The following is a 25,987-nucleotide window of genomic DNA, read 5'->3' on the forward strand; positions in this document are numbered from 1 at the left end:
GGCACGGGATGGCGGCAGGGCCCGGGATGATCGCGCTGCGCGTCCTGGGGATGCTGTGGACGCTGCCGAATACGCTGCTCGGGCTGGTGCTGGGCCTTGCCGGGGTTCCGCTCGGCGCACGCATGCGGCTGGATCGGCGCGAGCTGGCGGTGGTGTTCCGCCGATGGCCCTGGGGGCCGGGCGGGGCGATCACCTTCGGCAACGTGATCGTGCATACCGGCCAGTCGCTGGATCGCGCCTGCATGACCTACGCCCACAGGGCCGGGCACTGCGTGCAGCCGCAGGTGCGGCTGGGCGACCATGAGCGTGCGCACGTCTACCAGTACATGGTGCTGGGGCCGCTGTTCCTGCCGCTGTACCTGCTGTGCGGCGGGATCAGCGTGCGCAACCGCTTCGAGCGGGCGGCCGACCGCTACGCGCTGACCGGCCGCGGCTGGTGGCCGTGGGCGTAAGACGGTTTGCCGACGAACGGTCGCCTGGTTTTACGCGCCGGTAACAACGACTTCGATAGGGTGGAACCGTCGAAGAAAAAGCGGGAAGGCGAAAGCCGGAACGCAACAGCTTCGACAAAGGAAGGCTCAGCCATCCGGGGTCAAACCCGGAAGACTGGGCCTTCTGTTTTTGTGGCGCGCGGCGGTGCCCGGCGGCGCGCGATGCGTTAGGCTCGAAGCCCAGTTCAGCAGGCCGGCACGATGAGCGTTCGCGATGATGTCCCGCCGTGGTCCTTCTTCATCCCCGTCACCCTGGCCGTGATCGTGGGCGCGCTGGCGGCCGACGCGATCCGCCATGCCATCGGCATCGTGTTCGATCGTGGCGAGGTGACCGCCCAGGCCGGCGGCGACGACGCGGCGGATGCGGCAGATGCGACAGATGACGCCGAGCCGGCGCCTGCCGCCCCGCCAGTTGAGCCGGCACCGGCCGCTGCGTCGCGCACGGGTTCGGCGGCTGGAGACACCGCCGGGGCAGGGGAGCCTTCCCGCCGCGACGGTGTCCTGGAGCTTCCCGACTCGATGAGCGCGCGTCGCGACGGCGCGCCGGCCGCGTGCGTCAACGGCACCGTGGTCAACCGGGTGCCCGGCGGCTGGGAGCAGCTGGTGGAAGGCAATGCCACCGTCCCCTGCGTGATCGTCAACCGCTGATCCGCGGCGGCGGCGTTTCAAGCGGTCGGCAGTACCGTCGAGGACTCGCCCGTTGGCATGCCGTCCGCGTCAAAGCGGCGTTCGGCAAACAGGATGCCGCCTTCGCCCACCAGCACCACCGTGCTGCAGCGGGTGCCGTAGCGCGGATCCAGGATGAACGGCGGCGACAGCGTGCGCTCCAGTTCGATGCCCACGCCGGTATCGGGCAGGGTCTCGTCGGGGGCGACGCCCCTGTCGGCCAGGGCGGTGAACAGCGGTTCGATGTCCGGCGGGCTGTCCGCGACAGCCGCGGTGTCCGGAATCGCTTCGATCCACGCCTCCAGCGCGCGGGTGGCCAACATGCTCTTGGGCCAGGGCGCGTCGAAGGCGCCGTTGGACATGGCGTGGATGCCCGGCGCCACCGGCGCGTGCTGCGCCCGCGGCTGGTTGCTGGCGAAGGCGAGCTCGCGCCCGTCCCACAGCAGCAGGTTGAAGGGGCCGAACTGCGCCGACTCGCCCTCGAGCGCGCGCACCGCTTCCATCGCGCCGTCGCCTGCGCGCACGAAGTCGCGCACCAGCGAGCCGCGTGATCGCGGCGCCTCTTCCGGCGAGAGCCCGTTGCGCACGTTGGTGACCGCCGCCAGGCGCCCGAAGGTGGACGCCTGCAGCCAGCCGCCGCCGGCGACCAGATCGCGGCCGCCATAGACATGTCGCGCCTGCGGATCAAAGCCGGCCGGCGCGGTCGGGCGCGCGTGCAGCTCGTCGCGGTTGGCGATCATCGCCAGCGGATAGCGTGGATGGGCCTTCCAGGCCAGGGCGATCAGGCACATGGCCCGACTCTATCAGTCGCGCTGCCGGATCGACCGGGTTTCGAAGGTCATGGGCTCATGCCTCGCGCTTCATTCTGTCGCGCCTTGCGAGTTCGGCGGGGCTCGGCGTTTCTCTGGCGAAACTTCCGGTCGCTACCTCGTCCGCCTGCTCGTAGACGGTGATGACTGCCCCCGTCGAGGCGATGCGATGATCGACCAGGGTCAGCCCGGCCGGCGCCGCAGCACCGGAGAACAACCGTTTCCCGCGGCCCAGGATCACCGGTAGCGTGATCAGGAACAGGCGGTCGACCAGCCGAGCGCCGAGCAGGGCCGGGTACAGTTCACTGCTGCCCTGGATCAGCAGGTCGGGGCCGTCACCGCGCTTGAGTTCGGCGACCGTTTCTGCCGGGTTCCCGACCAGCGCCTGCGAGCCTTTCCAGGTCAACAGATCCGGCGTCCTGGTGACCACATATTTGCGGATGCGATCAAATTTCCGCCCGATCGGATCGTCTGTCTGAAAAGGCCAGTGGGCCGCGAAAATCTCGTAGGTTCTGCGGCCGAGCAGCAGGTCGTACTCGGGGGTGTCGATGACTTCACCGAGGAAGCCGGACAGCGTGTCGTCGAAGTGCGGGGCCGCCCAACCTCCGAAGCGGAAGCCCCCGGTGGGATCCTCGTCGGGGCCACCGGGCGCCTGGATGACCCCGTCGACGGAGATGAGAACGCCGCCGATCACCCTACGCATGGCCGGGGTCTCCCCGGCGCGCCGCCTCGATCGCGGCGATGTCGATCTTTTTCATCGTCATCATCGCCTGCATCGCGCGGGCGGCGGCTTCGCGGTCGGGGTCGGTCGTTGCCTCCAGCAATGCCTGCGGCGTGATCTGCCAGGAAAATCCCCAGCGATCCTTGCACCAGCCGCATTCACTTTCGCTGCCGCCGTTGTCGACGATGGCGTGCCAGTAGCGGTCGGTCTGGGCCTGGTCGCCGGTCACCACCATGAAGCTGACGGCCTCGCTGGGCTTGAACTGCGCACCGCCATGCAGGCCCAGGAAGCGGCGCCCCAGGACGGTGAATTCGACCGTCAGTTCGTCGCCATGCTTGCCGCCGGGGTAGTCGGCAGGGGCATGCATGGAGTCACCGACGTGGCTGTCGGGAAAGGTCGCGGCATAGAATTCCGCCGCCTCGCGGGCCTGGCCGTGGTCGAACCACAGGCAGGTGATCATCTCGGTCATCGTCGTTTCCTCAGTCGTCCAGGAGGGGTTCGAAGCCGCCATACACCATGCGCTTGCCGTCGAAGGGCATCCCGCCGTCCGGCATCATGCGCTCATCCTTCATCAGCTTCGGCCAGGCCGCGTCGCGTACCTGCCTGGATGGCCATTCGATCCACGAGAACACGATGCTCTCGCCGTCTGCGGCCAGCACCGCGCGCTTGAAATCGGTGACCTTGCCGTCCGGCACGTCGTCGCCCCAGGCTTCGAGCACGCGCAGGGCGCCGTACTCGAGGAATATCCCGGCGCACTTCTGCGCATGGTCGCGATAGGCCTCGCGATCTCCGGCCGATACGGGCAGCAGGTAGCCGTCGAAGTAGCCGCCGCGCCCGTTGCCCACGTCGACGAACGGATCGAAGCCGCCGAGGATCATCCGCTTGCCGTCGAACGGCATTTCCGGCAGCGCCTGCATCCGCGGGTCGCTCATCATCTTCTCGAACATCGCGTCGCGGGTGGCCTTGTCCGGGTACTCCATCCAGCTGAACACCACGGTTTCGTCTTCGCCAGCCTTGACCGCACCATGGAAGTCGTTGAGCTTGCCCCTGGGCACGTCGTCGCCCCAGGCCTCGACCGAACGCGTGGTGCCAAACTCCTTGAACAGCTGTGCCGCCAGGCGGGCATGCTCCAGATAGGCCTGCCGGTTGGCGGAGGGAACCGCGGCCACGAGGCCTTGTACGTAGGTCATGGGATGCTCCTGCAGAGGGTGGGGCCAGGTCACAGACGGTGCCCGGTGCTGGACATCTTGTAGCAGTTGGTTATAAAAAACAACTGCAAAGTCATAAAAAAGTAGTGAAGATGAGGGCCGGGTCGGGTGGTGGCATGACGATGCCTGCGGAGCCGCGCTTGTGCTGGAGTTCGTCCGAACGTGCGTCGGCGCGGGCTGTCGACGCCGGCAGGCTTACAGATCCATGCGCTGACCGGATGGGGCCTGGAGGCCGGGCCGGTTTTCCAGGGGATGGGTTGCTGGGCAGTGTGATCGCCGCTGCACGATCCGATGCGGCCGCTGTAGGCGGTCTCGGCCATGCGCAAGCTGCTGTCGATGACCGTGGCGCTGGTGCCGAAGGTGGGACTCGAACCCACACAGTATTTCTACCGGCGGATTTTGAGTCCGCTGCGTCTACCGGTTCCGCCACTTCGGCGCGGGTGGGCAGTATAGCGGCCGTGGAAGCGCCGAGGAACGGGATTCAGGCGGCCCGGTCAACCCGGAGTTCGGCACTGGTGCGCTCGAACCACGCGTCGTCCACCGGCACGAACCTGCTGCATTGCTCCATCGGCCCCTTGTACACGTGCAGGGAGATGGCGATACGGTCGGGGCTGGCGTTGCGGATGGTGTGGTACTCGTGCGGTGGGATCAGGCTGCCGGCGCTGCCGGGGCCGGCGCGCATGCCGCCGGCGGCGCGGAAGCGGTGGCGCTCGCCGTCGCGCTCCAGCAGTTCGTACTGGGTGATCTCCAGTTCGCCCTCCCAGACGCCTTCCACGCACCACAGGCCGCAGTGGTCGTGCAGGGGAGTGCCCTGGCCGGGGCCCCAGGTCATGGCCACGATGCTGTAGCCGTGAACCGGGCTGCGATAGAGCTCGCGCCGGGCGTAGTGGTCGGCGATCGGCCGGTGCACGCAATCGGGCAGGCGTACGCCCGGGTCGCGGATCACCTTGCACATGGCCTCGCGCAGCGCGGCCGTCACGGCGTGCTCGTCGCCCGCGGCCAGGGCCGCATCGACCGCGGCGACCAGCAGGTCGCGGCCCTGGAAGGGGGTGTCGGGCAGGGTGGTTTGGCTCATGTCCGGCATTCTACGTCGCGGTTGCGGCGGCGCTTGCTGCAGCGCCACATGCGGCCGGGTCAGCCGTTGAACTGCTCCTGCCCGCCGTCGACGTCCAGCATTTCCTCCATCTGCGAGAGGATGGTGTCGTCCTTGATCACCCGCTTGAGCCATACGTGCAGCGGCATCTCGCCCCAGCTGGCGGCCTTGTCCGCCAGGTAGGCGACCGGGCTGTGCGGCTCGGTGCGGCGGAAAAATTCGGCCACCTCGCGCAGCTGGGCCAGTGCCTGGCGCCGCGAGGTGATCGGGCCGCCGCTGCCGGCCGGCGCCTCACCGACCATGGCAGGCGAATCGGGCGCGGCCCCGGCATCGCCGGCTTGCCCGTCCACCAGCACGCCGGCATCGCGGGCGAAGCGGGTGACGGTGCGCTGCAGGTGGTCGAGCTGGTCGAGCACCGGGGTGAAGCTGGGGCCTTCGGTGCCCAGGCGCGCGTCCACCGCCGCCTGCAGTTCCTCCAGCGCGGCGCGGCAGTCGGGCACCTCGGCCATCAGCTGCATGTAGAAACCGTGCGGGGTGTCGCGGCGCGAGGCTTCCAGCACGTCCAGGCCGGGCTGGTCGCTGCCGCTGTCCTCGCTCCCGCGCGCGTGCGCGGCTTCGAAATCGCCCAGCCCGTAGCGGCCCTGCGGTGCCTGGGTGATCGGCACCGCGCGGATCCACTGCACCGCGTTGGCCAGCAGCCAGCCGAAGTTGCCGATGCGCTCCTCGTGCTCGGTGTCCTGATCCTGCGGGTGCACCTGATCCCAGTGCCGGTCGCACAGGCCGGCCAGGGTGCGGAAGCCGCCGGCCAGGCCGGGGAAGCCGTGCAGCCGCGCGTTGGCTTCGGTGAGCCAGGCGCCCACGCGCAGATCCTTGGTGCGGGTGCGCAGCAGCTCGTCGCACAGCCTGGCGGCCGTCGTCCAGTCGGCGTACTTGATGTCGGTGACCCACTCGCCCTGGTCGAGGGTGGGGTCGTCGGCGCGACGGGCTTCCTGGATCGCGTCGAATTCGGCGGAGAACGACAGGTCTTCGCCTGCGGGGCGGTCGTCGGAGATCGGGGCCAGCAGGTCATCCAGTTCCAGCATGGCGGGTGCTCGGTTGTCGGGTCGGGGAACGAATCTTACACAGCCCGGCGCTGCGGGGCAGCGGCGCGCGGGCTCACAGCTGCAGGCCGGCGTCTTCGCGGTGGAGCGTGCGCAGGCGCTCGCCGAGCAAGGCGAGGTTGGCCTCGCCACCCTCAAGCGTCGCCTGCCGCGCGGGTGGCAGCCACTGCCGGGCCAGGCGCTGAAGCTGTTCGCCGTCGTGCTGCCAGCGGGCGACGTGCGTGGCGGCGCGCTCGCGCAGCGTGCCGCGTTCAGCGTGCTGGGGCAGGCCGTAGCCAGCGTCCGGGAGCAGCGAGGCCGGGCGGGTCAGGGCGCCTTCGAGCTGGAGCAGTTCGCGCGCGGTGGCCAGCGCATCGCCGGCGGTTGGGGCATCGGCGCCGCGGCCGAGGAAGCGGCGCTTGAGTTCGTCGCGCGCCAGCAGCTCCTGGCGGCGCAGGGCGGCCTGTTCAAGCAGCAGCAGCGCCGCGCCGGAGCGCAGGTCGGCGCGCTGCAGCCAGGGCGTGCGCTGGCCGGGATCCAGCTGCAGCCAGTCCTCCACCCGCGCCTGCGGCAGACCGAGCGACTGGCGCGCGCTCTGGAACAGTTCGGCGTAGTACGCATCCAGCGGCTCGAAGCGATAGCCCAGCCGAACCGCTTCGGCGTGATCGGCAAGCACCGCATCATCGACCAGGTCGCGCTGCCGCAGCCGCCGCATCAGCCCCGTGGGAGTGATGCTGGCGAGGTCTTCGGTGGCCAGCCGCGGCACGCCGTCGTGCAGCAGCTTGAAGGTCTCCACCGCGCAGTTGTTGCCGATGAAGCGGTAGCTGCCGTCGTAGCTCCAGTGCACCCGCGCGGCGCGCTGCAGCAGGCTGGCGACCTCGTCGGGCGAGAGCCGCAGCGGCAGCGAGACCAGCCCGCGCAGCTCGACGCGGGCGTATTCCTCCACCACCTGGTCCAGCGGCAGCACGAACAGCCGCGACGGATAGGAGCCGGTGAGCCCGCGCCAGTTCGAGATCTGCACGTCGCCGACGAAGGCGCGGAACGAGAGCACGCGGTGGTGGGGCAGATCCAGGCGGCAGTCCGGGCCGGGCGGGCGGCCGGGCGCGCACACCACCAGCCGCAGCATGCTGTGGCCCCAGCGGCTCATGAAGCGCTCGTTGCCTTCGGCCAGCAGGTAGTCGACCTCGTAGACCCGCTCCGGATCCAGTTCCAGCAGTGCGTCGGCGGCCTCGGCGCCCGGATCCAGGAAGGGCAGGCCCGGCGCGCAGCCGGCCTGCCCGGGTGCGTGTTCGAAATGCGCATCGAAATAGGCGGCCAGGGCGGGGCGGCGGCAGGCGTATTCGGGATCCAGCAGCCAGTGTTCCAGGTTCACCGCTACGAACTCGGCCGGCTCCTGGAGCTCGTAGCGGTCGGGGCTGCGCTCGCTGAAGGCGTTGGTGCCCAGCCGCGGCAGCAGCCGGAACGGCCGCACCTGCCAGCCGGCCAGGTCGAGCAGGCGGTCGTCGCCGGACAGGCCGCCTGCGTCGCTGCGGTCGTGGAAATGGGCCAGCTCGTGGATCACCGCCACCAGTGCGGCGGGTGGGCTGCCGTCGTCGTCCGCCGCAGCGGCGTCCGCCATCCAGTCATCGAGCAGCGGGCCTGGCAGCAGCATGCGCGTGCCGACCGCGCGCCCGTGCACGCCGGCCGGCAGGTCGTCGCGCCACTGAACCCGGATCCGCTGCGGCAGCGACTGCGTCCACGACGCCGGCAGGCGCGCAACCGCCTCCTCCAGCAGCAGCCGGCTGGCGTCCAGCTGGCGGGCGTCCAGCCCGGTGTCGTCCAGCTCGAAGGCGGGCGCGGCCGCGCATACGCCTGTGGCACAGGACAGCAGCAGCGCCAGCGCGACCGCCGGCCACCGCCGCCGGCGCGGCATCACAGGGCCAGGATGGCCTTCGCCAGCGCCATGTCGCTGGCCGCGCGCACCTTGTCGTCGGCGCTGTTTTCGCGCAGGTGGCGCAGCGCCGCCTCCAGGTGGGCGCCGCGGATGCGGCCTTCGCTGGCGACGAACCCGGCCGCGTCCTCGCGCGCCTGCAGCACCACCTTGTCGTTGCCCGACGTCGAGCCCGAGGTGGCGCCGCTCGAAGCCGACGAGCCGCCGGCGGCGGAGCCGGCGGTGGTGCCGGCGAAGCTGCTCGCCAGGGCGGGGGCGGCGAGGATGAACAGGGCGCAGGTGAGGATGGGTCGCAGCATGGGGGTGTCCGACGGATGCAGTGGGGAAGCGCGACCGGCCCGGGCGCGCGCTGCAAGCCTAACCGATCCCGGTTGCGGGGACTTGTCCGCACCGCCCATCGTCCCGATATTCAGTCATGTCGCGGCACAGTGCCGCGGCGGCATCTGTTTTTGGAGGCAAGTGCAATGGCAACCGGATGGGCGGGCGACGGCGCGGTTCAGGATCAGATCGACGCCACCGTGAAGGACGGCATCAAGCGTGCGCGCAGCCGGCTCCGGCAGGGGCCCGGCCTGACGCACTGCGAGGAATGCGACGCCTCGATTCCCGAGGCGCGGCGCAAGGCGGTGCCCGGCGTGCGCCTGTGCGTGGCCTGCCAGGAGCAGCGCGACGCCGAGGAGGCCGCCGACGGCGGCTACAACCGCCGCGGCAGCAAGGACAGCCAGCTGCGCTGACCGTCGCGGCAGGCCGGGGCCATGCTCCCGGCCGCCCGCGAACTACTCCGCCTTGCGCCAGTCCGGATTGGCGAAGTACTTGCGCGTCTCGTTCGCCACCACGCCCGAGAGCAGCAGCAGGCCGATCAGGTTGGGCAGCGCCATCAGGCCGTTGGCGATGTCGGAGAACGTCCACACCATCTCCAGCGACAGCACCGCGCCCACGTACACCACCAGCGAGAACGCCAGCCGGTAGGGCATCACCCCGCGGCGCCCCACCAGCATCTCGATGCAGCGCTCGCCGTAGTAGCACCAGCCCAGCAGGGTGGTGAAGGAGAACACCAGCACCCCCACCGCGATGGTCACGTTGCCCCAGCCGCCGCCCATGGCCTGCTCCAGCGCCCAGGCGGTCATCGGCGCGCCGGCCAGGCCTTCCTGCGCCCACGCCCCGGTGACGATGATCGCCAGCGCGGTCAGGGTCACCATGATCAGCGTGTCGATGAAGGTCTGGGTCATCGATACCATCGCCTGGCGCACCGGCTGGTCGGTGAGGGCCGAGGCGGCGGCGATGGCGCCGGTGCCCAGGCCTGACTCGTTGGAGAAGATGCCGCGGGCCACGCCCATCTGGATCGCCAGGATCACCGCCGAGCCGGCGAAGCCACCGGCGGCCGAGGTGCCGCTGAACGCATCGGTGAACACCGTCGCCAGCGCATCGGGCACGCGTTCTGCGAACACCGTCAGCACCAGCAGGTTGGCGAGGATGAACAGCACGCACATCAGCGGCACCACGCTGGCCGCGAACCGGGCGATGCTCTTGATCCCGCCCAGGATCACCGCCGCCGCGCACACCGCCATGGCCAGCCCGCTCCAGGTCGGGGAGATGTTCCAGGTGGCCTCGAGCTGGGCCGCGGCGGTGTTGGCCTGCACCATGTTGCCGATGCCGAACGCGGCGATCGCGCCGAACAGGGCGAAGGCCACGCCCAGCGCCTTGCCCCAGGCCCCGCCGATGCCGTTGGTCAGGTAGTACATCGGGCCGCCGCTCTGCTCGCCCTTGGCGTCCACCTGGCGGTACTTCACGCCCAGCAGGCCTTCGGAATACTTGGTGGCCATGCCGACCAGGCCGGTCACCCACATCCAGAACAGCGCGCCCGGCCCGCCGATGCCGATCGCGGTAGCCACGCCGGCGATGTTGCCCACGCCGATGGTCGCGGCCAGGGCGGTGGCCAGGGCCTGGTAGTGGGAAACGTCGCCGGTGGTGGAGTTCTCCCTGCGCCGCACCAGCGCCAGCCACAGCGCGTGGCCGATGATCCGGAACTGCAGCCCGCCCAGGCGTACCGTCAGGTACAGGCCGGTGAGCAGCAGCAGGGGGATGAGCAGGAACGGCCCCCAGACAAACGAGCTGATCTGGTCGAGTACGGCTTGCAGTTGCTCCATCACGCGATCCCCTTGCTGGATGCCGGCCGCGCAGGCGCGGCGAGAGTCCGCACCTTAACAATGCCGGAGTGCGCGCGTATGCCCCGGAACGCCTACCCGGCGGCGATGAAGGCGCGGTAATCCTCGACGGTGTCCTCCACGCTGGCCTCGAACAGCCGGGTGCCGGCCTCCACGCTGGCCAGCGACGGATCCGAGCCGATGCGCCCGTCCGGGAAGCGGCGGCGGTAGTCGAAGGCATCGCCGATCGGGCCCTTGGGCGCGCGCCTTGGCTCCAGCTCCATCGGCTGGGCGCAGTCGGGGTAAGCGTGCCAGGTCAGCGAGATCTCCGACGGCGTGGCGTGGCTGCCTTCGCCCTCGCCGAACAGCTCCTGCGACAGCTCTCCAACCCGTTTGCCGGCAAACCAGTTGGCGATCTTCAGCCGGGGCCCAGGGCCTTCCACGCCCGAGAAGCTGGCCTCGGCGTTGTACTGCGCGAACGCCGCCTGCACCGTGGCGACGTTGCCGCCGTGGCCGTTGAGGAAATAGATCTCGCGGAACCCGTGCCGGGCCAGCGACTGCACCACGTCGCGCACCACCGCGATCAGCGTGTCCGGGCGCAGCGAGATGGTGCCCGGGAAGCCCAGGTGGTGCTGGGCCATGCCAATTGAAATGGTCGGTGCCACCAGCGCGTCGATGCGCTCGGCGGCCGCCTCGGCCACCACCTCGGGGCAGATCGCGTCGGTTCCCAGCAGGCCGTTGGGGCCGTGCTGTTCGGTGGACCCGATGGGGACGATGATGCCGGTGGAGCGGGCCAGGCGGGCCTCCACTTCCGGCCAGGTGCAAAGCTGCAGGCGCATGTGGTCACCATGTGGACGTGTGAACCAGCCAGCTTAGCCCGCCACCGGATACGGGTCCAAAGGCATCGCATCCAACCACCGTGCGATAGGCGCCTGCCTGCGCTACGCTGGTCGGCTCACCTGGGCGGGACGCGGCGCGGATGGCAGCAGAAAACAGCAACGGCACCGGTCTGGCGGCGCGGCTGGCGCAGATGCTGGGCGTGGTCCGCGACGCCAACGGCCAGCGCCTGGTGAAGCCGTTCGTGCGCCGCTACGACCGCTACACCTCGCTGCAGTTCAGTCGCAAGCAGACCCAGAGCCGGATGCTCACCGCCGAGCCGGACGTGCTGCTGATCGACTACACCCGCACCATGATGGCGGCGCTGCTGCTGCGGCCGGACCCGGAACGCATCGGCATGGTCGGGCTGGGCGGCGGCTCGCAGGCCAAGTTCTGCCACCGGCACCTGCCGCGGGCGCGGATCGAGGTGGTCGAGAACAACCCCGCCGTGATTGCCCTGCGCCGCAGATTCGCGATTCCGGACGATGACGAACGCCTGCAGGTTCACCTTGGGGATGGCGCGCAGTTCCTGCAGTCCAGGCGCGGCAGCTACGACCTGCTGCTGGTGGACGGCTACGACGAGCACGGCATCCCGGCCGCGCTGTCCACGCAGCAGTTCTACGACGACTGCCGCGACGCGCTGGCGCCGGGCGGGGTGATGTCGGTGAACCTGTTCAGCGCCGGCTCCACCGCGCACCTGGAGCTGATCGGCCGGAGCTTCGGCGGCAGGATGGTGGTGCTGGAGGAAACAAAGATGAGCAACCGGGTCGCGTTTGCGTGGACGCAGGACGCGCTGCCGGGTGGATCCGTCGATGCCGGGGCCGTGCTCGATGGACTGCCGGAAGAGGCCCGCCGCCAGCTCGGCCCGGCGTTCGCACGGCTGGCGCAGGCGCTGGAGGAAGCCGGCGCGCGGTAGACCTCAGCGCGCCGGGCAGGCCGGGTCGCGGCCGGCCCAGCGGGCGCAGACGTGGTCGCGGCAGTTGATGCCCTGCACGGTGTTGGCGGCCGGGCAGGCCTGCAGTTCGCGCTGGGCGCGGGTGAGGGCGGGGGCCTCCGCCTGGGCCGGCTGCGGCTGGCTCAGCGAGGCCAGGGCGGCGCTGGTTTCGCTGTGGGTGCGTTCGTTCTCGGCCAGGATGTGGGCCACCAGCGAATCCATCGAGCTGGGTGCGGCCTCGGCGCCGCCGTCCTGGCGGATGATGCCCAACAGGGTGGAGATCAGGTTGTTGTCGGCCTCGGCGGCCGCGCTGCGCGGCGCGGTGCGGGCGGGGGCGGCGCTGGCTCTGCGTGGCGTCGGGCTGGCCGGCGGGGCTGCGGTCGCTGTTGGCGGCTGTGCGGCGATCGATTCACCGGCCGCGTCTTTGCCGGTGCCGCCGGATCCCGGCTGGATCACCGCGAGCGGATTGGCGCGGACGGCTGGCGCAGGGTCGCCCGCGGGTGCGTCGATGATCCGGGCGGGCTGCTGGACGGGTGCGCTATCGTCTGCCGGCGCTTGCGCCGCTGGGGTGGATTGACCGACAGTCTGCGCCCCGCGATCGCGCCACGGATCGGCATCGCCGGGCGCCAGCAGGCGCGCGGTGGCCACAAGGACGAGAAGGATGACAAGCACGCCAGCCGCCAGCAGGAGCCAGCGCATGCGCTGCGTGCCGCGCGCGGCCGCCGCTTCGCCCGCTGCGGGCCGGCGGTTTTCCATGTCGGCCAGGATCCGGCTGGAAGGCCGGGCTGAAGATGCGCCCGCGCCGCTCCCGGCGACCAGGCTGGGTCGATTCGATCCGTCGATATTCAAGTGCAATCCCGCTCTTGACCGGCAGCTGCCGGAGGAAGTCCTTTTCCGCATTCTAGCCGGGGCGGTGGGAGCGTCAACGCCGGGGCAACCCGGGGGGTGGCGCGGATGATCGGGGTCTGGGTCGGCGTCGGATTCGTCGTGGCGTGCGTGGTGACGTGGCTGCTGGTGTTCCCGGAAGCGCGCGAGCGCCTGCTGGAAAGGATCGCCGCCAGCCTGTCCGCGGTCTTCGGCAGGGCGACCCGCGGAGGCGGGCGCATCGCCCGCGGCGCGGCCGGCTCGGGGCGCGCGGTGCGGGCCGGGGGAGAGGGCGTGGCGGCGGCAATCCGGCGCCACCGCGTGGTGCTCGCCGCCGCGGCGCTGCTGGTGTGCGTGCCGCCGCTGGTGATCCTGGGCCTGCGCCAGACGGTGGTGCTGGAGCGCTTCGACGGCCAGGACCTGTCGGTCTCGCGCTCCACCATCGCGGTGCTGCTGCGCGGCGAGCGGCTGGTGCCGCCGGCACCGCCGCCGCCGGAGGTGTTCACCTCCGCCGAGGTGCGCCGGGTGATGCCGGAAATCGTGACCGCCGACCGCCGCTGGGAGCGGATCGACCCCGACCTGCAGCAGCGGGTGCTGGCGATCTACCGGGTGATGGCGCAGCAGCACGGCATCCGCATGGTGCTGGTGGAGGGCTACCGCAGCCCCGAGCGGCAGGCGGAGCTGTTCCGCGAAGGCCGCGCCACCAGGGCCGGAGCGGGGCAGAGCTGCCACCAGTACGGGCTGGCGCTGGACAGCGCGCCGATGCGCGATGGCAGGCTGCAGTGGGACATGGAGGATCCGTGGACACGCAGCGCCTACTTCCTCTACGGCGAGCTGGCGCAGGAGGCCGGGCTGACCTGGGGCGGCAACTGGCGCATGGGCGACTTCGTGCACGTGGAGATGGGGGAGCAGTGCAGGGCCGCGCGACGGGCCCGCGCGCGGGCCGGGTGAAATTCGCAGGCCAGTCCTGCTATCGTTCCGGATCGGCTGCGCAAAGCGGCCGGCAACGGCAAAGATGGATGCCATGGATTGCGCGCTTCGGCGCGACGCAAGGAAAGCCGCAGAGGCGGCGGGCGCAGGGAGCGGGACGTGAGGGTATCGGGGGTCTGGCGTGCGGGTCTGATCGTGGCGGTGGTATTCGCCGCGGTCTGGGCGTGCGTGATCGCCTGGTGGCGCCTGGGCGAGGTAACCCCCGGTGCAACCCGGATGCTGGTGTGGCTGGTCGTGGTGCCGGTGGGAATCCTGTGTGCGCTGTGGATCGGTGCGCGGATCCGCCGCCGGCGCGCGGCGGGCGCCGGGCAGGAACCCGAAGCGGCCGCCGCCGGGGAGGCCCAGGCACCCGCAGACGCCGCCGCGCCGCAGTGGCCGCCCGGCATCCTGGCCGCCGCCGCGAACCTTGGCTGTGGTGGCGATGCCCGGGCGCTGGCCCGGGAGCCGGCCGGGCTGCCCCGGCCCGGATTGCACCCTGACCTGCGCGATCGTGACGGCCTGCCGGTGCTGGCCGCGTTCAGCGCCGACCTGGACGCCGCGGGCGTGGCCGATCGCTTGGGCACCCGCCCGGGGCAGCGGATCGCGGAAGAGCACCTGCGCGCGCTGGCGCTGCTGGAGCCGGTTGCCCTGGAGCTGTTCGACGCCGCGGCCCGGCTGCTGCCGGCGCCGCCGGCGGTCGAGGAGCGGGTGGTGGCCGGGCTGCGCCGCAGCGTGACCGCCGCGCCGCACGAGAGCGGCAGCGTGCACGTGGTGGCGCTGCTGCCGCAGGACATGCCCCCCGCGCTGCGAGCCGAGTGCGAGGGCTGGCTGCGCGGGCTGGCCGCCGACTGCGGGCTGGATCGGCGCCGCAGTACGTTTGAAGTGCTGGTCGAACAGGATGCCGAAGGCACCTGGCGGCGCATCGGCCGGCTGATTGAGCAGGCGCCGGCCGCGGACGCCGGATGGCAGCTGCTGCTGGCCGCCGCGTCGTCGGTCGGCGGGCGCGGGCTGCACGCGCTGATGTCCGCAGGCCGGCTGGCCCGCACCGGCAACGCCGAAGGGCTGGTGCCGGGCGAGGGCGCCGCCGGCCTGCTGCTGCGGCCGTCCACCGCGGCGCGGCCGCAGGCGGATGGGCCCGTGCCCGAGCTCGCTGCGCTGCGCAGCAGCCCGCTGCAAGCCGATGCGTCCGCCCGCAACGCGGCGCGCGCCACCGGCGAGCTGCTGGCTGCGGCGATGGAAGGCGCCGGCGTGGGCCGTGACGATATCGCCCTGGTGCTCAGCGACGCCGACCAGCGGCCCAGCCGTTCGGTGGAGGCGGCGGTGGCCGCGTCCGCCGCCTGTCCGGAGCTTGACCCGGTCAACGACTGCCCCGCGCTGGGCGTGGCCAGCGGCCAGCTCGGCCACGTCGGGCCGCTGGCGCTGCTGGCCGTTGCCGCCGAACGCGTGCGCGAGGCCGGCCAGCCGCTGCTGGCGCTGTCGCTGGCCTCGTCCACCACCCGCACCGCGGCGCTGCTGCGCATCGCCGCCGCCGAAACACTCGCCCAATCCCCCGCAAACGAACCCGGCGCCAAGCCCGGCCTGGCCGCCTGATACGGAAGTCCCCACCGATGTTCTCGATGTTCTACAGACTCAGGTACTACCTCACCGACTACCGCGTGCTGGCGGTGGTGGGCGTCGTCTCCGCCGCCGCGCTGATGGCCTTCGGCAGCGACGGCCTGGCCACCATCGGCATCTGGGCGATCGCGCTGATCGTGCTGATCGCGGCGATCTGGGCGCTGGTGTGGGTGGTGCGCAGGATCCGCGGCCGGCGCGCGGCGAAGAAGCTCGACGAGATGGTCGAGCAGGACGCCGACCGCGCAGTGGAATCGGCCAGGCCGGCCGCGCGTGCCGACACCGAGGCGCTGCGCGAGCGCATGCTGGAGGCGGTCAAGGCGATCAAGTCCTCGCGCATCGGCGTGCTCAAGGGCAAGGCGGCACTGTACGAACTGCCCTGGTACGTGATCATCGGCAACCCGGCGGCGGGCAAGAGCTCGGCGATCCTCAATTCGGGGCTGAAGTTCCCGTTCCAGGACAACCGCAGCAACGTCATCCAGGGCATCGGCGGCACCCGCAACTGCGACTGGTACTTCACCACCGAGGGCATCGTGCTCGACACCGCCGGCCGCTACTCGGTGAGCGTGGAGGATCGGCTGGAGTGGCTGACCTTCCTGGATCTGCTGAAGAAGAACCGGCCGCGGGCGCCCGTCAACGGCATCATCATCGCCGCCAGCATCGCCGAGCTGTCGGGCAGCAAGCCGGAGTTCGCGATCGAGCTGGCCAAGAACCTGCGCCAGCGGGTGCAGGAGATCACCGAGCGGCTGGAGGTGTTCGCGCCGGTCTACGTGGTATTCACCAAGGCCGACCTGATCGCCGGCTTCACCGAGTTCTTCCGCGGCATGGATCCGTCCGAGCGCGAGAACGTGTGGGGCGCGACGCTGCCGTTCGATCCGGAGGGGGAGAAGGCCGACGCGCTGTCCGCGTTCGACACCCGTTTCGACGAGCTCGCCGACGGCCTGCGCGAGATGAGCCTGGCGCAGATGGCGATGTCGCGCGGGCGCGAGGTGTCGCCGGGGCTGCTGACGCTGCCGCTGGAGTTCGTGGGCATCAAGCCGGCGCTGCGCACCTTCATCGCCACCCTGTTCGAGGACAATCCCTACCAGTACCCGCCGGTGTTCCGCGGCTTCTACTTCACCAGCGCGCTGCAGGAAGGCCACTCGGTGCACTACGCCTCCGAGCGGGTGGGGCGCGAGTTCGCGCTGCAGGCCGCGCCGCAGGCCGAAGCCGTCGAGCCGGCCGGGCAGACCGCGCACTTCCTCAAGGATCTGTTCCGCAAGGTGGTGTTCGCCGACCGCGACCTGGTGCGCCAGTACTCCAGCCCGTATCGCACCCGGCTGCGCTACGCGGTGTTCCTGGGCGCTGTGGCGGCGCTGGCGCTGGTGGTCGGGCTGTGGACGTGGTCGTACACCACCAACCGGCAGCTGGTGGCCAACGCCACCCGCGACCTGCAGCAGGCGGTGCGCGTGCAGGAGGATCGGGTGGATCTGGAGTCGCGCATCGACGCCCTGCTGCTGCTGCAGGATCGGATGGAGCAGCTGGCCAGGCACCGCCGCGAGCGCGGACTCACCAGCCGCCTGGGCCTGTACCAGGGCGACCGGATCGAGGACAAGCTGCAGGCCGAGTACTTCAACGGTATGCGCCAGGTGATGCTGGCGCCGACCAATGCGCGCATCGAGGCCTACCTGGGCGAGGTGGTGGCCCGCGGCGACCAGCTGGCCCAGGCCACGCCGGCCGACGGGGCGGACGCGCCGGGCCTGTACCAGGAGGCCTCGCCGACCGATGCCGATGACGCTTACAACGCGCTCAAGGCCTACCTGATGCTGGGCAACAGCGCGCGCGTGGAGCAGGCCCACCTGGCCCACCAGCTGACCCGCTTCTGGCGCGGCTGGCTGGATGCCAACCGCGGCCAGATGTCGCGCGAGGACGTGGCCCGCGCGGCCGAGCGGCTGATGGCGTTCCACGTCGCCCGCGCCGGCGAGCCGGGCTGGCCGCAGGTGGATACGCGGGTGTCGCTGGTGTCCGACGCGCGCGCCGTGCTCACCCAGGCCACCCGTGGCGAGCCCGCGATCAACCGCGTCTATGCCCAGGTCAAGGCGCGCGCGGCCACGCGCTTCCCCACCGTCACCGTCAACACGCTGGTGGGCGAGGAGCGCAACAGGGACGCGATCACCGGCAGCTATGCGATCTCCGGCGCGTTCACCCGCAAGGCCTGGGAGGACTACATCCAGGGCGCCATCGACGAGGCAGCCAACACCGAGCTGAGCACCACCGACTGGGTGCTCGACACCACCGAGCGCAGCGACCTGTCGCTGGCGGGCAGCCCCGAGCACATCGCCCGCGAGATGGAGGCGCTGTACAAGCAGGAATACGCGCAGGAGTGGCAGAAATTCCTGCAGGGCGTGGGGGTTGCGTCGTTCGCCAGCTTCGAGGAGGCGATCGCGCGGGTGAACGCCATCGGCGACCCGCAGAACTCGCCGCTGCGCGCGCTGCTGGAGGCGGTGAACGAGCAGACCATCTGGGACAACCCGGCCGCGCTGCAGGCGCAGGCCGGCGCGAAGACCGGCTTCGTGGCCTGGTTCCAGCGCACCATCCTGCGGCGCTCGCCCTCGCCGGCGGCGCAGGTGGATCCGGACACCGGCCAGCCCGGGCGCGTGCCGATGGGGCCGGTGGGCAAGGCCTTCGAGGGCTTTGCCCGGCTGGTGGCCGAACGCGACGGCAACCCGGCGCTGATCGACAGCTATTTCCAGACCCTGGGCGGCCTGCGTACCCGCCTCAACGCGATCCGCACCGAGGGCGAGCCCGGCCCGGGCGCGAGCCGGCTGATGCAGGCCACGCTCAGCAATGAAGGCTCCGAGCTCAACGCCGCGCTGGCGCTGGTGGACGAGCAGCTGCTGTCGGGGCTGGACGACGGCCAGCGCAGCGCGCTGCGCAGCCTGCTGCTGCGACCGCTGACCGAAACCTTCGCCGCACTGGTGCCGGTGACGGAAGCCGAGGTCAACCGCACCTGGGCGGCGCAGGTGTTCGAGCCGTACAGCACCGGCATCGGCCGGCGCTATCCGTTCGACCAGAGCGCCGACGTGGACGCGGCGGCCGCCGACATTGCCCGGATCTTCGGGCCTTCCGGGGCCGTGGCCGGCTTCAGCAAGGAGGCGCTGGGATCGCTGGTGATCCAGCGCGGCAACCTGCTTGAGCCACGCCGCTGGGCCGGCCTGGGCATCACCCTGTCCCCGGAGCTGGTGGCCGGCTACGGCGACTGGGTCAGCGGCCAGGCGGGCGGCGCGGGTGGCGAGGAAATCACCATCTTCCAGATCCGCCCCGAGCCGGCGACCGGTGCGGTTGAATACACCATCGCCATCGACGGGCAGTCCCTGCGTTACCGCAACACCCCGCCGGTGTGGGAGAGCTTCCAGTGGCCCAATCCCGGGGCCGTGCCGGGGGCGAAGATCACCGCGGTGACCAGCGACGGACGCACCGTGGACGTGCTGGATGCGCCGGGCGCGAACGGCTTTGCGCGGATGATGCAGGTGGCCCAGGTACAGCAGCGCGATGACAGCAGCACCCTGACCTGGAGCGCGCAGAACGTGTCGGTCACGATCGAGATGCGCACCCAGGGCCAGAGCGGCGGTGGCGGGGACTGGCAGCGCGGGCTGCGGCTGCCGGCCACGGTGGCCGGGCAGCCGGCGCCGGCCGCGGCGGTGGCAGGGGATGGAAGCCGACAGACGCAGGAAGCGGAGGAGGGGGCATGACCCAGACCATGACGGTGGCGGTGGGCTATTTCGGCAAGGTGCCGTCGCGCGGCGACTTCGTGCGCACCGCCGACAACCAGCAGCTGATGGCCCTGCTTGACCGCTGGGCCGGCAGCACCATCGAACAGCTCAGCCGCAATCCCGACTGGAAGCGGCTCTACGACCAGGCGCCGCCGCTGCACTTCGCCTTCCTCGGCTCGCGCAGCCGGCTGGTGGTCGGCGGTCACCTGCTGCCCAGCCATGATGCTTCGCAGCGGCGCTTCCCGCTGCTTTCGGCCATCCGCACCGAGGTGGCCAACCCGCTGGGCTTCATCGGCCGCAGCCCGATGGCGCTCAACCGGGTGTGGAGCGGGCTCTCGCGCCTGTCGCGCGAGGCCGCGGCCGCAGAGGACGCCGGGGAAGCGCTCAGGGCGCTGAGCGAAGCGCGCCATGAGCTGAGCGTGGATCCGGCCGCCTACGCCGCGCCTTTCGACGACTTCATGGAAACCCAGACCATCGGCTCGCTGCAGAGGCTGCTGCACGCGTCGGGCCACTCGCGCCTGCTGCTGCGCCATGCGCTGCCGGCGCTGGGCCTGCTGCTGCGCCCGGTGCTGACCGGCGCGGGCGTCACCATCGACAAGGGGCTGGAGCTGCCGTTGCCCGCCGACCCGCTGTACCGGCCGCTGGCCGCCGCGTTCTGGCTCGACATCGTGTCCGGCTTCCTCGCCCGCGGCGACTTCGAACTGGTGGCGCTGATCCGCGACGAACAGGCGCCGCGCATGATCCTGGGCTTCAACGGCGCCGACCACGAGACCCTGCGCGCGGCCATCGACCCGATGGCCGCCGACGAGCACCTGATCCGCATCGAAGGCGCGGACTGGGTGGAAGACCAGCTGGCCGCCGACTACGCGCTCAACAAGCTGGCCAGCTACGTCGACCGCGACGACCTGTCACTGAAGTCCGCGCGCGCGATCTTCGGCGAAACATTCCTGGGGGCCTGAACCATGCGAGCAACCATCTTTGCCGGCATCCTGCTGCTGGCCGCCCCGGTGGCCTACGCCCAGTCCGACCTGCAGCCGGTGATCGCCGAGGGCGTCGTCCCCGACCAGCCGACCAAGGCGCAGATCCTCGAGCGCCTGCGCGAGGTCTACGGCAGCGACCGGGTGGTGGATCGGATCCAGGTCGAATCGATCCCGGCCCCGCCCAACTGGGGCACCTACGTGGCCGGCATGATCGGCCCCGGCCTGCAGCGCATCTCCGGCGGCGAGCTCGCGGTCAACGGCCAGAGCGTGCGCGTCACCGGCCAGGTGGTCAACGAGGCCCAGCGCCAGCAGGTGGCCAGCGAGCTGAGCCTGGCCAGCAACAGCACCTACACCGTCACCAACGCGCTGGAAACCGGCGGCTCCGGCCAGGGCCTGCTCGACGCCACCCTGGGCGACCGCATCATCGAGTTCCAGAGCGGCAGCGCCCGCCTGACCGAGCTTGGCGAATACATCCTCGGTGAAATGGCCGAAAGCATGATCGAGATCGGCGAGGCCCGCGTCCAGGTCGTCGGCCACACCGACGACGTCGGCAACCGCCAGGCCAACCTGGCCCTCAGCCATGCCCGCGCCGAAGCCGTGCGCGAGCATCTCGTCGGACTGGGCGTGCCCCGCGAGAACCTGAGCGTGCTGGGCAAGGGGCCCGACGAGCCGGTCGCCGACAACGCCACCGACGAAGGCCGCGCCCGCAACCGCAGGATCCAGTTCCAGATCCTCTGACCCGCCGAGGGGCAGGCGGGCGTTACAGGCCGTCGAGGAAGTCCCTCACCACCGGCCCGAAGCGCTCGAAGTCCACCAGGAACGCATCGTGCCCCTGCGGTGACTCCAGCGGCACGAAGCCCGCGTCGGCACCGCCGGCGCGCAGCCCGTCGGCAATCTGCCGCTGCTGCTGAAGCGGGAACAGGATGTCCGTGTGCACCCCGATCGCCAGCGCCGTCTCCACCCGGATCGACGCGATCCCCGCGTCCGTATCCCCGCCGCCGCAGTCGCCGATGTCGTACCAGTCCATGCTCCGGCCCAGATACAGGTAGCAGTTGGGATCGAAGCGGTGCACGAACCGGCGCGCGTGCGCTTCCAGGTAGCTCTCCACTTCGAACTCCATCCCGAACGGATCCTCGTCGTCGCGCCGGTCGGAATCCAGCCGCACCCGCCCGAAGCGTCCGTCCCACTCCAGCGCCGAGCGGTAGGTGATCACGCCCAGCTTGCGCGCCATCCGCATCCCGGCTTCGGGATACTGCCCGCTGTCATCGTAGTTGCCGCCGTTCCACGCGGGATCGAGCCGGATCGCCTCGCGTTGCAGCGAGCGGATCGCGATCGAGAACGGCAGCGCCTGCGCCGCCCCGGAGATGTTGACGTGGTGGCGGGCGATGCCCGGATGCCGCTGCAGCAGCGCCAGCGCGCTCATCCCGCCCATCGAATTGCCCACCACGCAGGCCAGCTGGTCGATGCCAAGCGCGCGCACCACCGGCACCGCGGAGTCCGCGACGTCCTCGATTGACAGATCCGGGAAGCGCAGCCGCCACGGCCGGCCGTCGTCCGGGTGCGGCGAGGCGGGCCCGGTCGAACCCTTGCAGCTGCCCAGCGGATTGACGCAGATGACGAACCAGCGGCCGGTATCGATCGGCTTGCCCGGGCCGACCATTTCCTCCCACCAGCCCGGCTCCGGATTGGCCGCGTTGGCCGCCGCGTGCGCGTTGGGCGAAAGTCCCGGCAGGATCAGGATCGCGTTGCCGCGCTCCGCATCCAGCGTGCCCCAGGCTTCATAGGCCACGCGGGCGCCGCGCAGCTCGCCGCCGCGCTTCATGGGGAATGGATCGGGAAGGTCGACGAAGCGCGTGCCGGGCGGGATGAATTCGGTCATCCCGCAAGTTTAACGGGGCTAGTCGATCGCGCCGAGAACCAGTTCCACCTGGCCCTCGTGGGGCAGGGTGATGCGCACCGGCGGCGAGGTGACGTCGCCGGGCTGCGCCGTGGCCGTGCCGTCGCTGGAGATGCGTGCCACCACTTCGACTTCCGTGACCGTGGACAGCGCCTGGGTCGGCATCACTGCGTTGCTGTCGTCCAGCACCAGGGTCAGCGGCAGTTCGCGCACCAGCTTGCGCTGGGCGGCCACCGGCATCGGCGGGCCGTCCGGCACCCGGGCGATGACGAAGACGACGGCGTCCGGGTCAAGCCGCACGTTGGCCGCGAACTGCTCGTCCAGGGTCACCCGCACCTGCACCGCGTTGGGCGAGGCCGCCGGCCGTTCGGCCTCGGGAAGCGCGTCCAGCGGCTGCAGGCCCGCATCGACGCGGGCGGCGTTGACCTGTTCGAACAGGCCGGCGGCGGCCTGCGGCCCCAGCTGGGACAGCAGCGGCTCCCAGGTCTCGGCGGCCGCGGCGTGCTCGCCGGCTTGGCGCCGGGCGATGCCGAGCAGCAGGCGCGCGCGCTGGTGCTGCGGATCGCGGTCGAGCACGTCTTCCAGGATGGCAGTGGCCTGGGCGTCGAAGCGGTTGCCCGGGCTGGTGGCGGCCAGCGCGCCGGCGTACTCCACCTGGGCCGACAGATCCTCCGGATCCAGCTTCGCGGCCTGCTCGAAGGCATTGCGTGCGTCATCGGTACGGCCCATTTCGGCATAGGCGCGGCCCAGCAGGCGCCAGCCTTCGCCCTGGCGCGGGTCGCGTTCCAGCTCGGACTCCAGCAGCGCCACCGCCTCTTCGATCGTGGTCGGCGCCTGTTGCTGGCCCGGGTCGAGGCCCTGCGGCGTGCCCAGCGCCAGGTACAGGCCCGCGGTGAGCACGATGACGCCAACGCCCATGCCGATCGCCGTGCCCCGGGACTGGGCCAGCAGCGGCCGGGCCATGACCGCGGCAACGGCCAGCGTCAGCAGCGTCGCAAGGATGAGGAAGACCGCCATCACCACTCCTGTCCATCGTCGACGGGCACTTCGCTCCCGCCGCCGCCGCGGCGGCGCACGATCCGCACCACCACCACCACGCCGGCCACCAGCAGCAGGCCGGGGCCGAACCACAGCAGCCAGGTATTGGCCGACACCCGCGGCCGGTACAGCACGAACTCTCCGTAGCGGGCCACCAGGAAATCCTTGACCTCGGCATCGCTCATGCCCCGGCGCATCAGCTCCAGCACTTCGCGCCGCAGGTCGTGGGCGATCTGCGCGTCCGAATCGGACAGCGACTGGTTCTGGCACATCACGCAGCGCAGCTCGGCCACCAGGGCGCGGAAACGCGCCTCCTCGGCCTGGTCGTGGAAGACCAGCGGGGTCGGATCCTGGACGGCCTGGCCCAGCGCGATGCCGGGCGCCAGGGCGAGCAGCAGGGCGAGCAGCAGCGTCCTCATCCGCCTTCCACCTCTTCCAGCGCCGGGATCAGGCCGGTGCGCAGGCTGTCTTCGGTCATCGGGCCCACGTGCTTCCAGCGCACCACGCCCTCGCCGTCGACCAGGAACGTCTCCGGCGCGCCGTAGATGCCCCAGTCGATCGCGTAGCGGCCCTCGTAATCGGCCAGCACCAGCCAGTAGGGGTTGCCGAACTGCTCCAGCCAGCGCAGGGCATCTTCCGGCTCGTCCTTCCAGTTGTAGCCGACCATGCGCACGCGGCGGGTCTCGGCGAACTCGGTCAGTACCGGATGCTCGTCGCGGCAGCCGGGGCACCAGCTGCCCCAGACGTTGAGCACGTAGGGCTGCCCGCGCAGGTCGGCCGCGCTGACCGTGTAGTCGGGCGAGTGCAGCACCGGCAGCGAGAACTCCGGCGAGGGCAGGCCGATCAGCGGCGAGGGCAGGGCGTCGCGGTCGGGGTTGCGGCTCAGCCAGACGCCCACCGCAAGCAGGGCGGCGATCAGCCCGAACACGGCCAGCGGCAGCCAGCGGGAACTGCGGGCGGAATCGTTCATGGCGCTGCGGCCTCCCGCCGGTCATCGCGCGGCCGCGACTGGCGGCGGAAGCGGCGATCGAAGGCGACCACGATCCCGCCCAGCGCCATGAGGATCGCGCCCGCCCAGATCCAGCGCACGAACGGCTTGATGTGCGCGCGCACCGCCCATGAGCCTTCGCCCAGCGGCTCGCCCAGCGCCGCGTAGACGTCCACCAGCGGGCTGGCATGGATGGCCGCGTCGGTCATGATCTGGCCGCCGCTGGCGTAGTGGCGCTTTTCCGGATGCAGCATGCGGATCTCGCGCCCGTCGCGCAGGTACATCACGTTGCCGCGGTCGGCCAGGTAGTTCGGCCCCTGTACCCGCTCCACGCCTTCGAAGCGGAACTGGTGGCGGCCGACCTCGAGCGTCTGCCCCGGTGCCAGCGCCACCTCGCGCTCCACGTCCAGCGCCGACACCACCAGCGCTCCGACCACGAACAGGGCGATGCCCACGTGCCCCAGCACCATCCCCCACATCTCCGGGCTCATCCGCCCGCTGGGCGAGCGCAGCCGCGCCCATGCAAAGCGCAGCGTGCCGAACCCGACCCAGACCCCGGCGGCGACGGCCGCGGCCACCTTCAGCGGCGACTGCGGCGCGGTGAAGAACGCAAACGTGCCGACCACCAGCGCCAGCACCGCCCAGGGCGCCAGCATCCGCAGTGGCCTGGACGGCTCCTCGCGCTGCCAGCGGGTCAGCGGGCCGAACGGCACCAGGATCACCAGCGGCGTCATCAGGATGATGAACAGCAGCCCGAAGTAGGGCGGCCCCACCGAGATCTTGCCCATGTCCAGGGCGTCGGCCAGCAGCGGATACAGCGTGCCCAGCAGCACCATCGCCGTGGCCGCCACCAGCAGCAGGTTGTTGACCAGCAGCAGGGTCTCGCGCGAGGCGCCGGCGAACGGCTTGCCCGACTCGTTGTCCGGTGCCCGCAGCGCGTACAGCAGCAGCGACGCGCCCACCACGATGCCCAGGAACAGCAGGATGAACAGGCCGCGCGAGGGATCGGCGGCAAAGGTGTGCACGCTGGTCAGCACGCCCGAACGCACCAGGAACGCGCCCAGCAGCGACAGCGAGAAGGTGGCGATCGCCAGCAGCAGGGTCCAGCCGTGGAAGTTGCCGCGTTTCTCGGTGACCGCCTGCGAGTGGATCAGCGCCGCGCCGGCCAGCCAGGGCATGAAGCTGGCGTTTTCCACCGGATCCCAGAACCACCAGCCGCCCCAGCCCAGCTCGGAATAGGCCCACCACGAGCCGAGCATGATGCCCAGGGTCAGGAACGACCAGGCCACGTTCGTCCACGGCCGCGTCCAGCGCAGCCAGCGCGCATCCACCTTGCCGTCCAGCAGGGCGGCGATGGCGAAGGCGAAGGGCACCACGAAGCCCGCATAGCCCACGTACAGCAGCGGCGGGTGCACGATCATGCCCGGATCCTGCAGCAGCGGGTTGAGGTCGCGGCCCTCCAGCGGCGCCGGCAGCAGCCGGTCGAACGGATTGCTGGTGAAGATCATGAACGCCAGGAAGCCCAGCGCCACCGCGCCCATCACCCCCAGCACCCGCGCTGTCACCTTCGGCGGCAGCGACTGCGACCAGTGCGCCACGGCGGCGTTCCACACCGCGATGATCAGCACCCACAGCAGCAGCGAGCCCTCGTGCCCGCCCCAGACCGCGGTGATGCGATAGATCAGCGGCAGCAGCGAATTGGAGTTCTCGGCCACGTAGCGCACCGAGAAATCGGCCTGGATGAAGGCCCATGTCAGCAGCGCGTAGGCCAGCGCGATCAGCCCCAGCTGCAGCCATGCGGTGGGGCGGGCCAGCGACATCCACGCCGTGCTGTCGCGATGGGCGCCGGCCAGCGGCATCACCGTTTGCACCAGCGCCGCGACCAGCGCCAGCAGCAGGGCGACCTGTCCAAGTTCAGGCAGCATCGCGGCGGGCCCCGT

The 25,987-nt window shown here is 71.1% G+C and carries 25 protein-coding genes, 1 tRNA gene and 1 pseudogene; 9 read left to right on the plus strand and 18 right to left on the minus strand.

The window, feature by feature from the left end:
- Nucleotides 1-8 precede the first annotated feature (8 nt).
- Together ACOZ90_RS13360 and ACOZ90_RS13365 are read left to right on the plus strand one after the other, a co-directional pair.
- Complete coding sequence (locus ACOZ90_RS13360) at nucleotides 9-452, plus strand: hypothetical protein (protein WP_422894142.1); 444 nt, start codon at nucleotides 9-11, stop codon at nucleotides 450-452.
- Nucleotides 453-692: 240 nt separating this feature from the next.
- Entirely contained in the window at nucleotides 693-1,139 is a 447-nt protein-coding gene (locus ACOZ90_RS13365) for a hypothetical protein (RefSeq protein ID WP_422894143.1), read from the plus strand.
- 17 nt (nucleotides 1,140-1,156) lie between these two features.
- Here ACOZ90_RS13365 and ACOZ90_RS13370 read toward each other — a convergent pair whose 3' ends face one another.
- From ACOZ90_RS13370 to ACOZ90_RS13415, 10 genes and pseudogenes are all read right to left on the minus strand, one after another.
- Complete coding sequence (locus tag ACOZ90_RS13370; protein ID WP_422894144.1) at nucleotides 1,157-1,948, minus strand: NRDE family protein; 792 nt, start codon at nucleotides 1,946-1,948, stop codon at nucleotides 1,157-1,159.
- Between the two features lie 55 nt (nucleotides 1,949-2,003).
- A complete protein-coding gene (locus ACOZ90_RS13375; protein ID WP_422894145.1) occupies nucleotides 2,004-2,669 on the minus strand; it encodes a dihydrofolate reductase family protein in 666 nt (221 codons plus the stop codon).
- Nucleotides 2,662-3,156 carry a VOC family protein gene (locus ACOZ90_RS13380; RefSeq protein WP_422894146.1) on the minus strand — a complete coding sequence of 165 codons (495 nt, stop codon included), beginning with the start codon at nucleotides 3,154-3,156 and terminating at the stop codon, nucleotides 2,662-2,664. Before ACOZ90_RS13380 ends, ACOZ90_RS13375 begins: the two co-directional genes overlap by 8 nt.
- Before the next feature lie 10 nt (nucleotides 3,157-3,166).
- Nucleotides 3,167-3,532, minus strand: a complete 366-nt coding sequence (locus ACOZ90_RS13385; RefSeq protein ID WP_422894196.1) for a DUF1428 domain-containing protein — start codon at nucleotides 3,530-3,532, stop codon at nucleotides 3,167-3,169.
- A pseudogene (locus ACOZ90_RS13390) lies at nucleotides 3,530-3,877 on the minus strand (DUF1428 domain-containing protein); the annotation flags it as partial. The gene ACOZ90_RS13385 and the pseudogene ACOZ90_RS13390, both read right to left, overlap by 3 nt.
- Before the next feature lie 367 nt (nucleotides 3,878-4,244).
- Nucleotides 4,245-4,331, minus strand: a tRNA-Leu gene (locus tag ACOZ90_RS13395).
- Nucleotides 4,332-4,376: 45 nt separating this feature from the next.
- Complete coding sequence (locus ACOZ90_RS13400; protein ID WP_422894147.1) at nucleotides 4,377-4,970, minus strand: cysteine dioxygenase family protein; 594 nt, start codon at nucleotides 4,968-4,970, stop codon at nucleotides 4,377-4,379.
- A gap of 59 nt (nucleotides 4,971-5,029) precedes the next feature.
- Nucleotides 5,030-6,070, minus strand: a complete 1,041-nt coding sequence (tssA, locus tag ACOZ90_RS13405) for a type VI secretion system protein TssA (RefSeq protein ID WP_422894148.1) — start codon at nucleotides 6,068-6,070, stop codon at nucleotides 5,030-5,032.
- A 73-nt stretch (nucleotides 6,071-6,143) separates the two neighbouring features.
- Nucleotides 6,144-7,979 carry a DUF7844 domain-containing protein gene (locus tag ACOZ90_RS13410; RefSeq protein WP_422894149.1) on the minus strand — a complete coding sequence of 612 codons (1,836 nt, stop codon included), beginning with the start codon at nucleotides 7,977-7,979 and terminating at the stop codon, nucleotides 6,144-6,146.
- Nucleotides 7,979-8,296, minus strand: a complete 318-nt coding sequence (locus ACOZ90_RS13415; RefSeq protein ID WP_422894150.1) for a DUF2388 domain-containing protein — start codon at nucleotides 8,294-8,296, stop codon at nucleotides 7,979-7,981. Before ACOZ90_RS13415 ends, ACOZ90_RS13410 begins: the two co-directional genes overlap by 1 nt.
- A gap of 165 nt (nucleotides 8,297-8,461) precedes the next feature.
- Here ACOZ90_RS13415 and ACOZ90_RS13420 point away from each other — a divergent pair, with 165 nt between their 5' ends.
- Complete coding sequence (locus ACOZ90_RS13420) at nucleotides 8,462-8,728, plus strand: DksA/TraR family C4-type zinc finger protein (protein ID WP_422894151.1); 267 nt, start codon at nucleotides 8,462-8,464, stop codon at nucleotides 8,726-8,728.
- Between the two features lie 42 nt (nucleotides 8,729-8,770).
- On the opposite strand, the gene ACOZ90_RS13425 is transcribed toward ACOZ90_RS13420, so the two are convergent.
- On the minus strand, nucleotides 8,771-10,141 hold the full coding sequence (locus ACOZ90_RS13425) for an alanine/glycine:cation symporter family protein (protein WP_422894152.1): 1,371 nt from the start codon (nucleotides 10,139-10,141) through the stop codon (nucleotides 8,771-8,773).
- A 92-nt stretch (nucleotides 10,142-10,233) separates the two neighbouring features.
- Nucleotides 10,234-10,977, minus strand: a complete 744-nt coding sequence (locus ACOZ90_RS13430) for a creatininase family protein (protein ID WP_422894153.1) — start codon at nucleotides 10,975-10,977, stop codon at nucleotides 10,234-10,236.
- A 140-nt stretch (nucleotides 10,978-11,117) separates the two neighbouring features.
- Here ACOZ90_RS13430 and ACOZ90_RS13435 point away from each other — a divergent pair, with 140 nt between their 5' ends.
- Nucleotides 11,118-11,930 (plus strand): fused MFS/spermidine synthase, encoded by an 813-nt coding sequence (locus tag ACOZ90_RS13435; RefSeq protein ID WP_422894154.1) that lies wholly within the window; start codon nucleotides 11,118-11,120, stop codon nucleotides 11,928-11,930.
- 3 nt (nucleotides 11,931-11,933) lie between these two features.
- Here ACOZ90_RS13435 and ACOZ90_RS13440 read toward each other — a convergent pair whose 3' ends face one another.
- On the minus strand, nucleotides 11,934-12,797 hold the full coding sequence (locus ACOZ90_RS13440; RefSeq protein WP_422894155.1) for a hypothetical protein: 864 nt from the start codon (nucleotides 12,795-12,797) through the stop codon (nucleotides 11,934-11,936).
- Nucleotides 12,798-12,902: 105 nt separating this feature from the next.
- Here ACOZ90_RS13440 and ACOZ90_RS13445 point away from each other — a divergent pair, with 105 nt between their 5' ends.
- From ACOZ90_RS13445 to ACOZ90_RS13465, 5 genes are all read left to right on the plus strand, one after another.
- On the plus strand, nucleotides 12,903-13,763 hold the full coding sequence (locus ACOZ90_RS13445) for a M15 family metallopeptidase (protein ID WP_422894156.1): 861 nt from the start codon (nucleotides 12,903-12,905) through the stop codon (nucleotides 13,761-13,763).
- Between the two features lie 138 nt (nucleotides 13,764-13,901).
- Nucleotides 13,902-15,371, plus strand: a complete 1,470-nt coding sequence (locus tag ACOZ90_RS13450) for a hypothetical protein (RefSeq protein ID WP_422894157.1) — start codon at nucleotides 13,902-13,904, stop codon at nucleotides 15,369-15,371.
- 26 nt (nucleotides 15,372-15,397) lie between these two features.
- On the plus strand, nucleotides 15,398-19,123 hold the full coding sequence (tssM, locus tag ACOZ90_RS13455; protein ID WP_422894158.1) for a type VI secretion system membrane subunit TssM: 3,726 nt from the start codon (nucleotides 15,398-15,400) through the stop codon (nucleotides 19,121-19,123).
- Complete coding sequence (gene tagF, locus ACOZ90_RS13460) at nucleotides 19,120-20,103, plus strand: type VI secretion system-associated protein TagF (RefSeq protein WP_422894159.1); 984 nt, start codon at nucleotides 19,120-19,122, stop codon at nucleotides 20,101-20,103. The genes tssM and tagF overlap by 4 nt, the downstream gene beginning before the upstream one ends.
- Before the next feature lie 3 nt (nucleotides 20,104-20,106).
- The gene (locus tag ACOZ90_RS13465; protein ID WP_422894160.1) at nucleotides 20,107-20,862 is read left to right on the plus strand and encodes an OmpA family protein; all 756 of its coding nucleotides are present in this window, start codon (nucleotides 20,107-20,109) and stop codon (nucleotides 20,860-20,862) included.
- Nucleotides 20,863-20,884: 22 nt separating this feature from the next.
- On the opposite strand, the gene metX is transcribed toward ACOZ90_RS13465, so the two are convergent.
- Genes metX through ACOZ90_RS13490 form a run of 5 tightly spaced genes read right to left on the minus strand, consistent with a single transcriptional unit; the run spans nucleotide 20,885 to nucleotide 25,972 of the window.
- The gene (gene metX / locus ACOZ90_RS13470; RefSeq protein WP_422894161.1) at nucleotides 20,885-22,003 is read right to left on the minus strand and encodes a homoserine O-acetyltransferase MetX; all 1,119 of its coding nucleotides are present in this window, start codon (nucleotides 22,001-22,003) and stop codon (nucleotides 20,885-20,887) included.
- Between the two features lie 18 nt (nucleotides 22,004-22,021).
- The gene (locus ACOZ90_RS13475) at nucleotides 22,022-23,038 is read right to left on the minus strand and encodes a tetratricopeptide repeat protein (RefSeq protein WP_422894162.1); all 1,017 of its coding nucleotides are present in this window, start codon (nucleotides 23,036-23,038) and stop codon (nucleotides 22,022-22,024) included.
- Complete coding sequence (locus tag ACOZ90_RS13480) at nucleotides 23,038-23,478, minus strand: cytochrome c-type biogenesis protein (RefSeq protein WP_422894163.1); 441 nt, start codon at nucleotides 23,476-23,478, stop codon at nucleotides 23,038-23,040. The genes ACOZ90_RS13475 and ACOZ90_RS13480 overlap by 1 nt, the downstream gene beginning before the upstream one ends.
- Entirely contained in the window at nucleotides 23,475-24,029 is a 555-nt protein-coding gene (locus tag ACOZ90_RS13485) for a DsbE family thiol:disulfide interchange protein (protein WP_422894164.1), read from the minus strand. The genes ACOZ90_RS13480 and ACOZ90_RS13485 overlap by 4 nt, the downstream gene beginning before the upstream one ends.
- Nucleotides 24,026-25,972 carry a heme lyase CcmF/NrfE family subunit gene (locus ACOZ90_RS13490; protein ID WP_422894165.1) on the minus strand — a complete coding sequence of 649 codons (1,947 nt, stop codon included), beginning with the start codon at nucleotides 25,970-25,972 and terminating at the stop codon, nucleotides 24,026-24,028. Before ACOZ90_RS13490 ends, ACOZ90_RS13485 begins: the two co-directional genes overlap by 4 nt.
- Between the last annotated feature and the right edge of the window lie 15 nt (nucleotides 25,973-25,987).

Origin of the sequence: Luteimonas dalianensis, from assembly GCF_049339425.1 — a bacterium.
Taxonomy (GTDB): Bacteria; Pseudomonadota; Gammaproteobacteria; order Xanthomonadales; family Xanthomonadaceae; genus Luteimonas; species Luteimonas dalianensis.

What these genes read in the sequence shown, in the direction of transcription:
- ACOZ90_RS13360 (WP_422894142.1), top strand. Translation starts at nt 9, where the DNA reads ATGGCGGCAGGGCCCGGGATGATCGCGCTGCGCGTCCTGGGGATGCTG.
- ACOZ90_RS13365 (WP_422894143.1), top strand. Translation starts at nt 693, where the DNA reads ATGAGCGTTCGCGATGATGTCCCGCCGTGGTCCTTCTTCATCCCCGTC.
- ACOZ90_RS13370 (WP_422894144.1), bottom strand. Translation starts at nt 1,948, where the DNA reads ATGTGCCTGATCGCCCTGGCCTGGAAGGCCCATCCACGCTATCCGCTG.
- ACOZ90_RS13375 (WP_422894145.1), bottom strand. Translation starts at nt 2,669, where the DNA reads ATGCGTAGGGTGATCGGCGGCGTTCTCATCTCCGTCGACGGGGTCATC.
- ACOZ90_RS13380 (WP_422894146.1), bottom strand. Translation starts at nt 3,156, where the DNA reads ATGACCGAGATGATCACCTGCCTGTGGTTCGACCACGGCCAGGCCCGC.
- ACOZ90_RS13400 (WP_422894147.1), bottom strand. Translation starts at nt 4,970, where the DNA reads ATGAGCCAAACCACCCTGCCCGACACCCCCTTCCAGGGCCGCGACCTG.
- tssA (WP_422894148.1), bottom strand. Translation starts at nt 6,070, where the DNA reads ATGCTGGAACTGGATGACCTGCTGGCCCCGATCTCCGACGACCGCCCC.
- ACOZ90_RS13410 (WP_422894149.1), bottom strand. Translation starts at nt 7,979, where the DNA reads ATGCCGCGCCGGCGGCGGTGGCCGGCGGTCGCGCTGGCGCTGCTGCTG.
- ACOZ90_RS13415 (WP_422894150.1), bottom strand. Translation starts at nt 8,296, where the DNA reads ATGCTGCGACCCATCCTCACCTGCGCCCTGTTCATCCTCGCCGCCCCC.
- ACOZ90_RS13420 (WP_422894151.1), top strand. Translation starts at nt 8,462, where the DNA reads ATGGCAACCGGATGGGCGGGCGACGGCGCGGTTCAGGATCAGATCGAC.
- ACOZ90_RS13425 (WP_422894152.1), bottom strand. Translation starts at nt 10,141, where the DNA reads ATGGAGCAACTGCAAGCCGTACTCGACCAGATCAGCTCGTTTGTCTGG.
- ACOZ90_RS13430 (WP_422894153.1), bottom strand. Translation starts at nt 10,977, where the DNA reads ATGCGCCTGCAGCTTTGCACCTGGCCGGAAGTGGAGGCCCGCCTGGCC.
- ACOZ90_RS13435 (WP_422894154.1), top strand. Translation starts at nt 11,118, where the DNA reads ATGGCAGCAGAAAACAGCAACGGCACCGGTCTGGCGGCGCGGCTGGCG.
- ACOZ90_RS13445 (WP_422894156.1), top strand. Translation starts at nt 12,903, where the DNA reads ATGATCGGGGTCTGGGTCGGCGTCGGATTCGTCGTGGCGTGCGTGGTG.
- tssM (WP_422894158.1), top strand. Translation starts at nt 15,398, where the DNA reads ATGTTCTACAGACTCAGGTACTACCTCACCGACTACCGCGTGCTGGCG.
- tagF (WP_422894159.1), top strand. Translation starts at nt 19,120, where the DNA reads ATGACCCAGACCATGACGGTGGCGGTGGGCTATTTCGGCAAGGTGCCG.
- ACOZ90_RS13465 (WP_422894160.1), top strand. Translation starts at nt 20,107, where the DNA reads ATGCGAGCAACCATCTTTGCCGGCATCCTGCTGCTGGCCGCCCCGGTG.
- metX (WP_422894161.1), bottom strand. Translation starts at nt 22,003, where the DNA reads ATGACCGAATTCATCCCGCCCGGCACGCGCTTCGTCGACCTTCCCGAT.
- ACOZ90_RS13475 (WP_422894162.1), bottom strand. Translation starts at nt 23,038, where the DNA reads ATGGCGGTCTTCCTCATCCTTGCGACGCTGCTGACGCTGGCCGTTGCC.
- ACOZ90_RS13480 (WP_422894163.1), bottom strand. Translation starts at nt 23,478, where the DNA reads ATGAGGACGCTGCTGCTCGCCCTGCTGCTCGCCCTGGCGCCCGGCATC.
- ACOZ90_RS13485 (WP_422894164.1), bottom strand. Translation starts at nt 24,029, where the DNA reads ATGAACGATTCCGCCCGCAGTTCCCGCTGGCTGCCGCTGGCCGTGTTC.
- ACOZ90_RS13490 (WP_422894165.1), bottom strand. Translation starts at nt 25,972, where the DNA reads ATGCTGCCTGAACTTGGACAGGTCGCCCTGCTGCTGGCGCTGGTCGCG.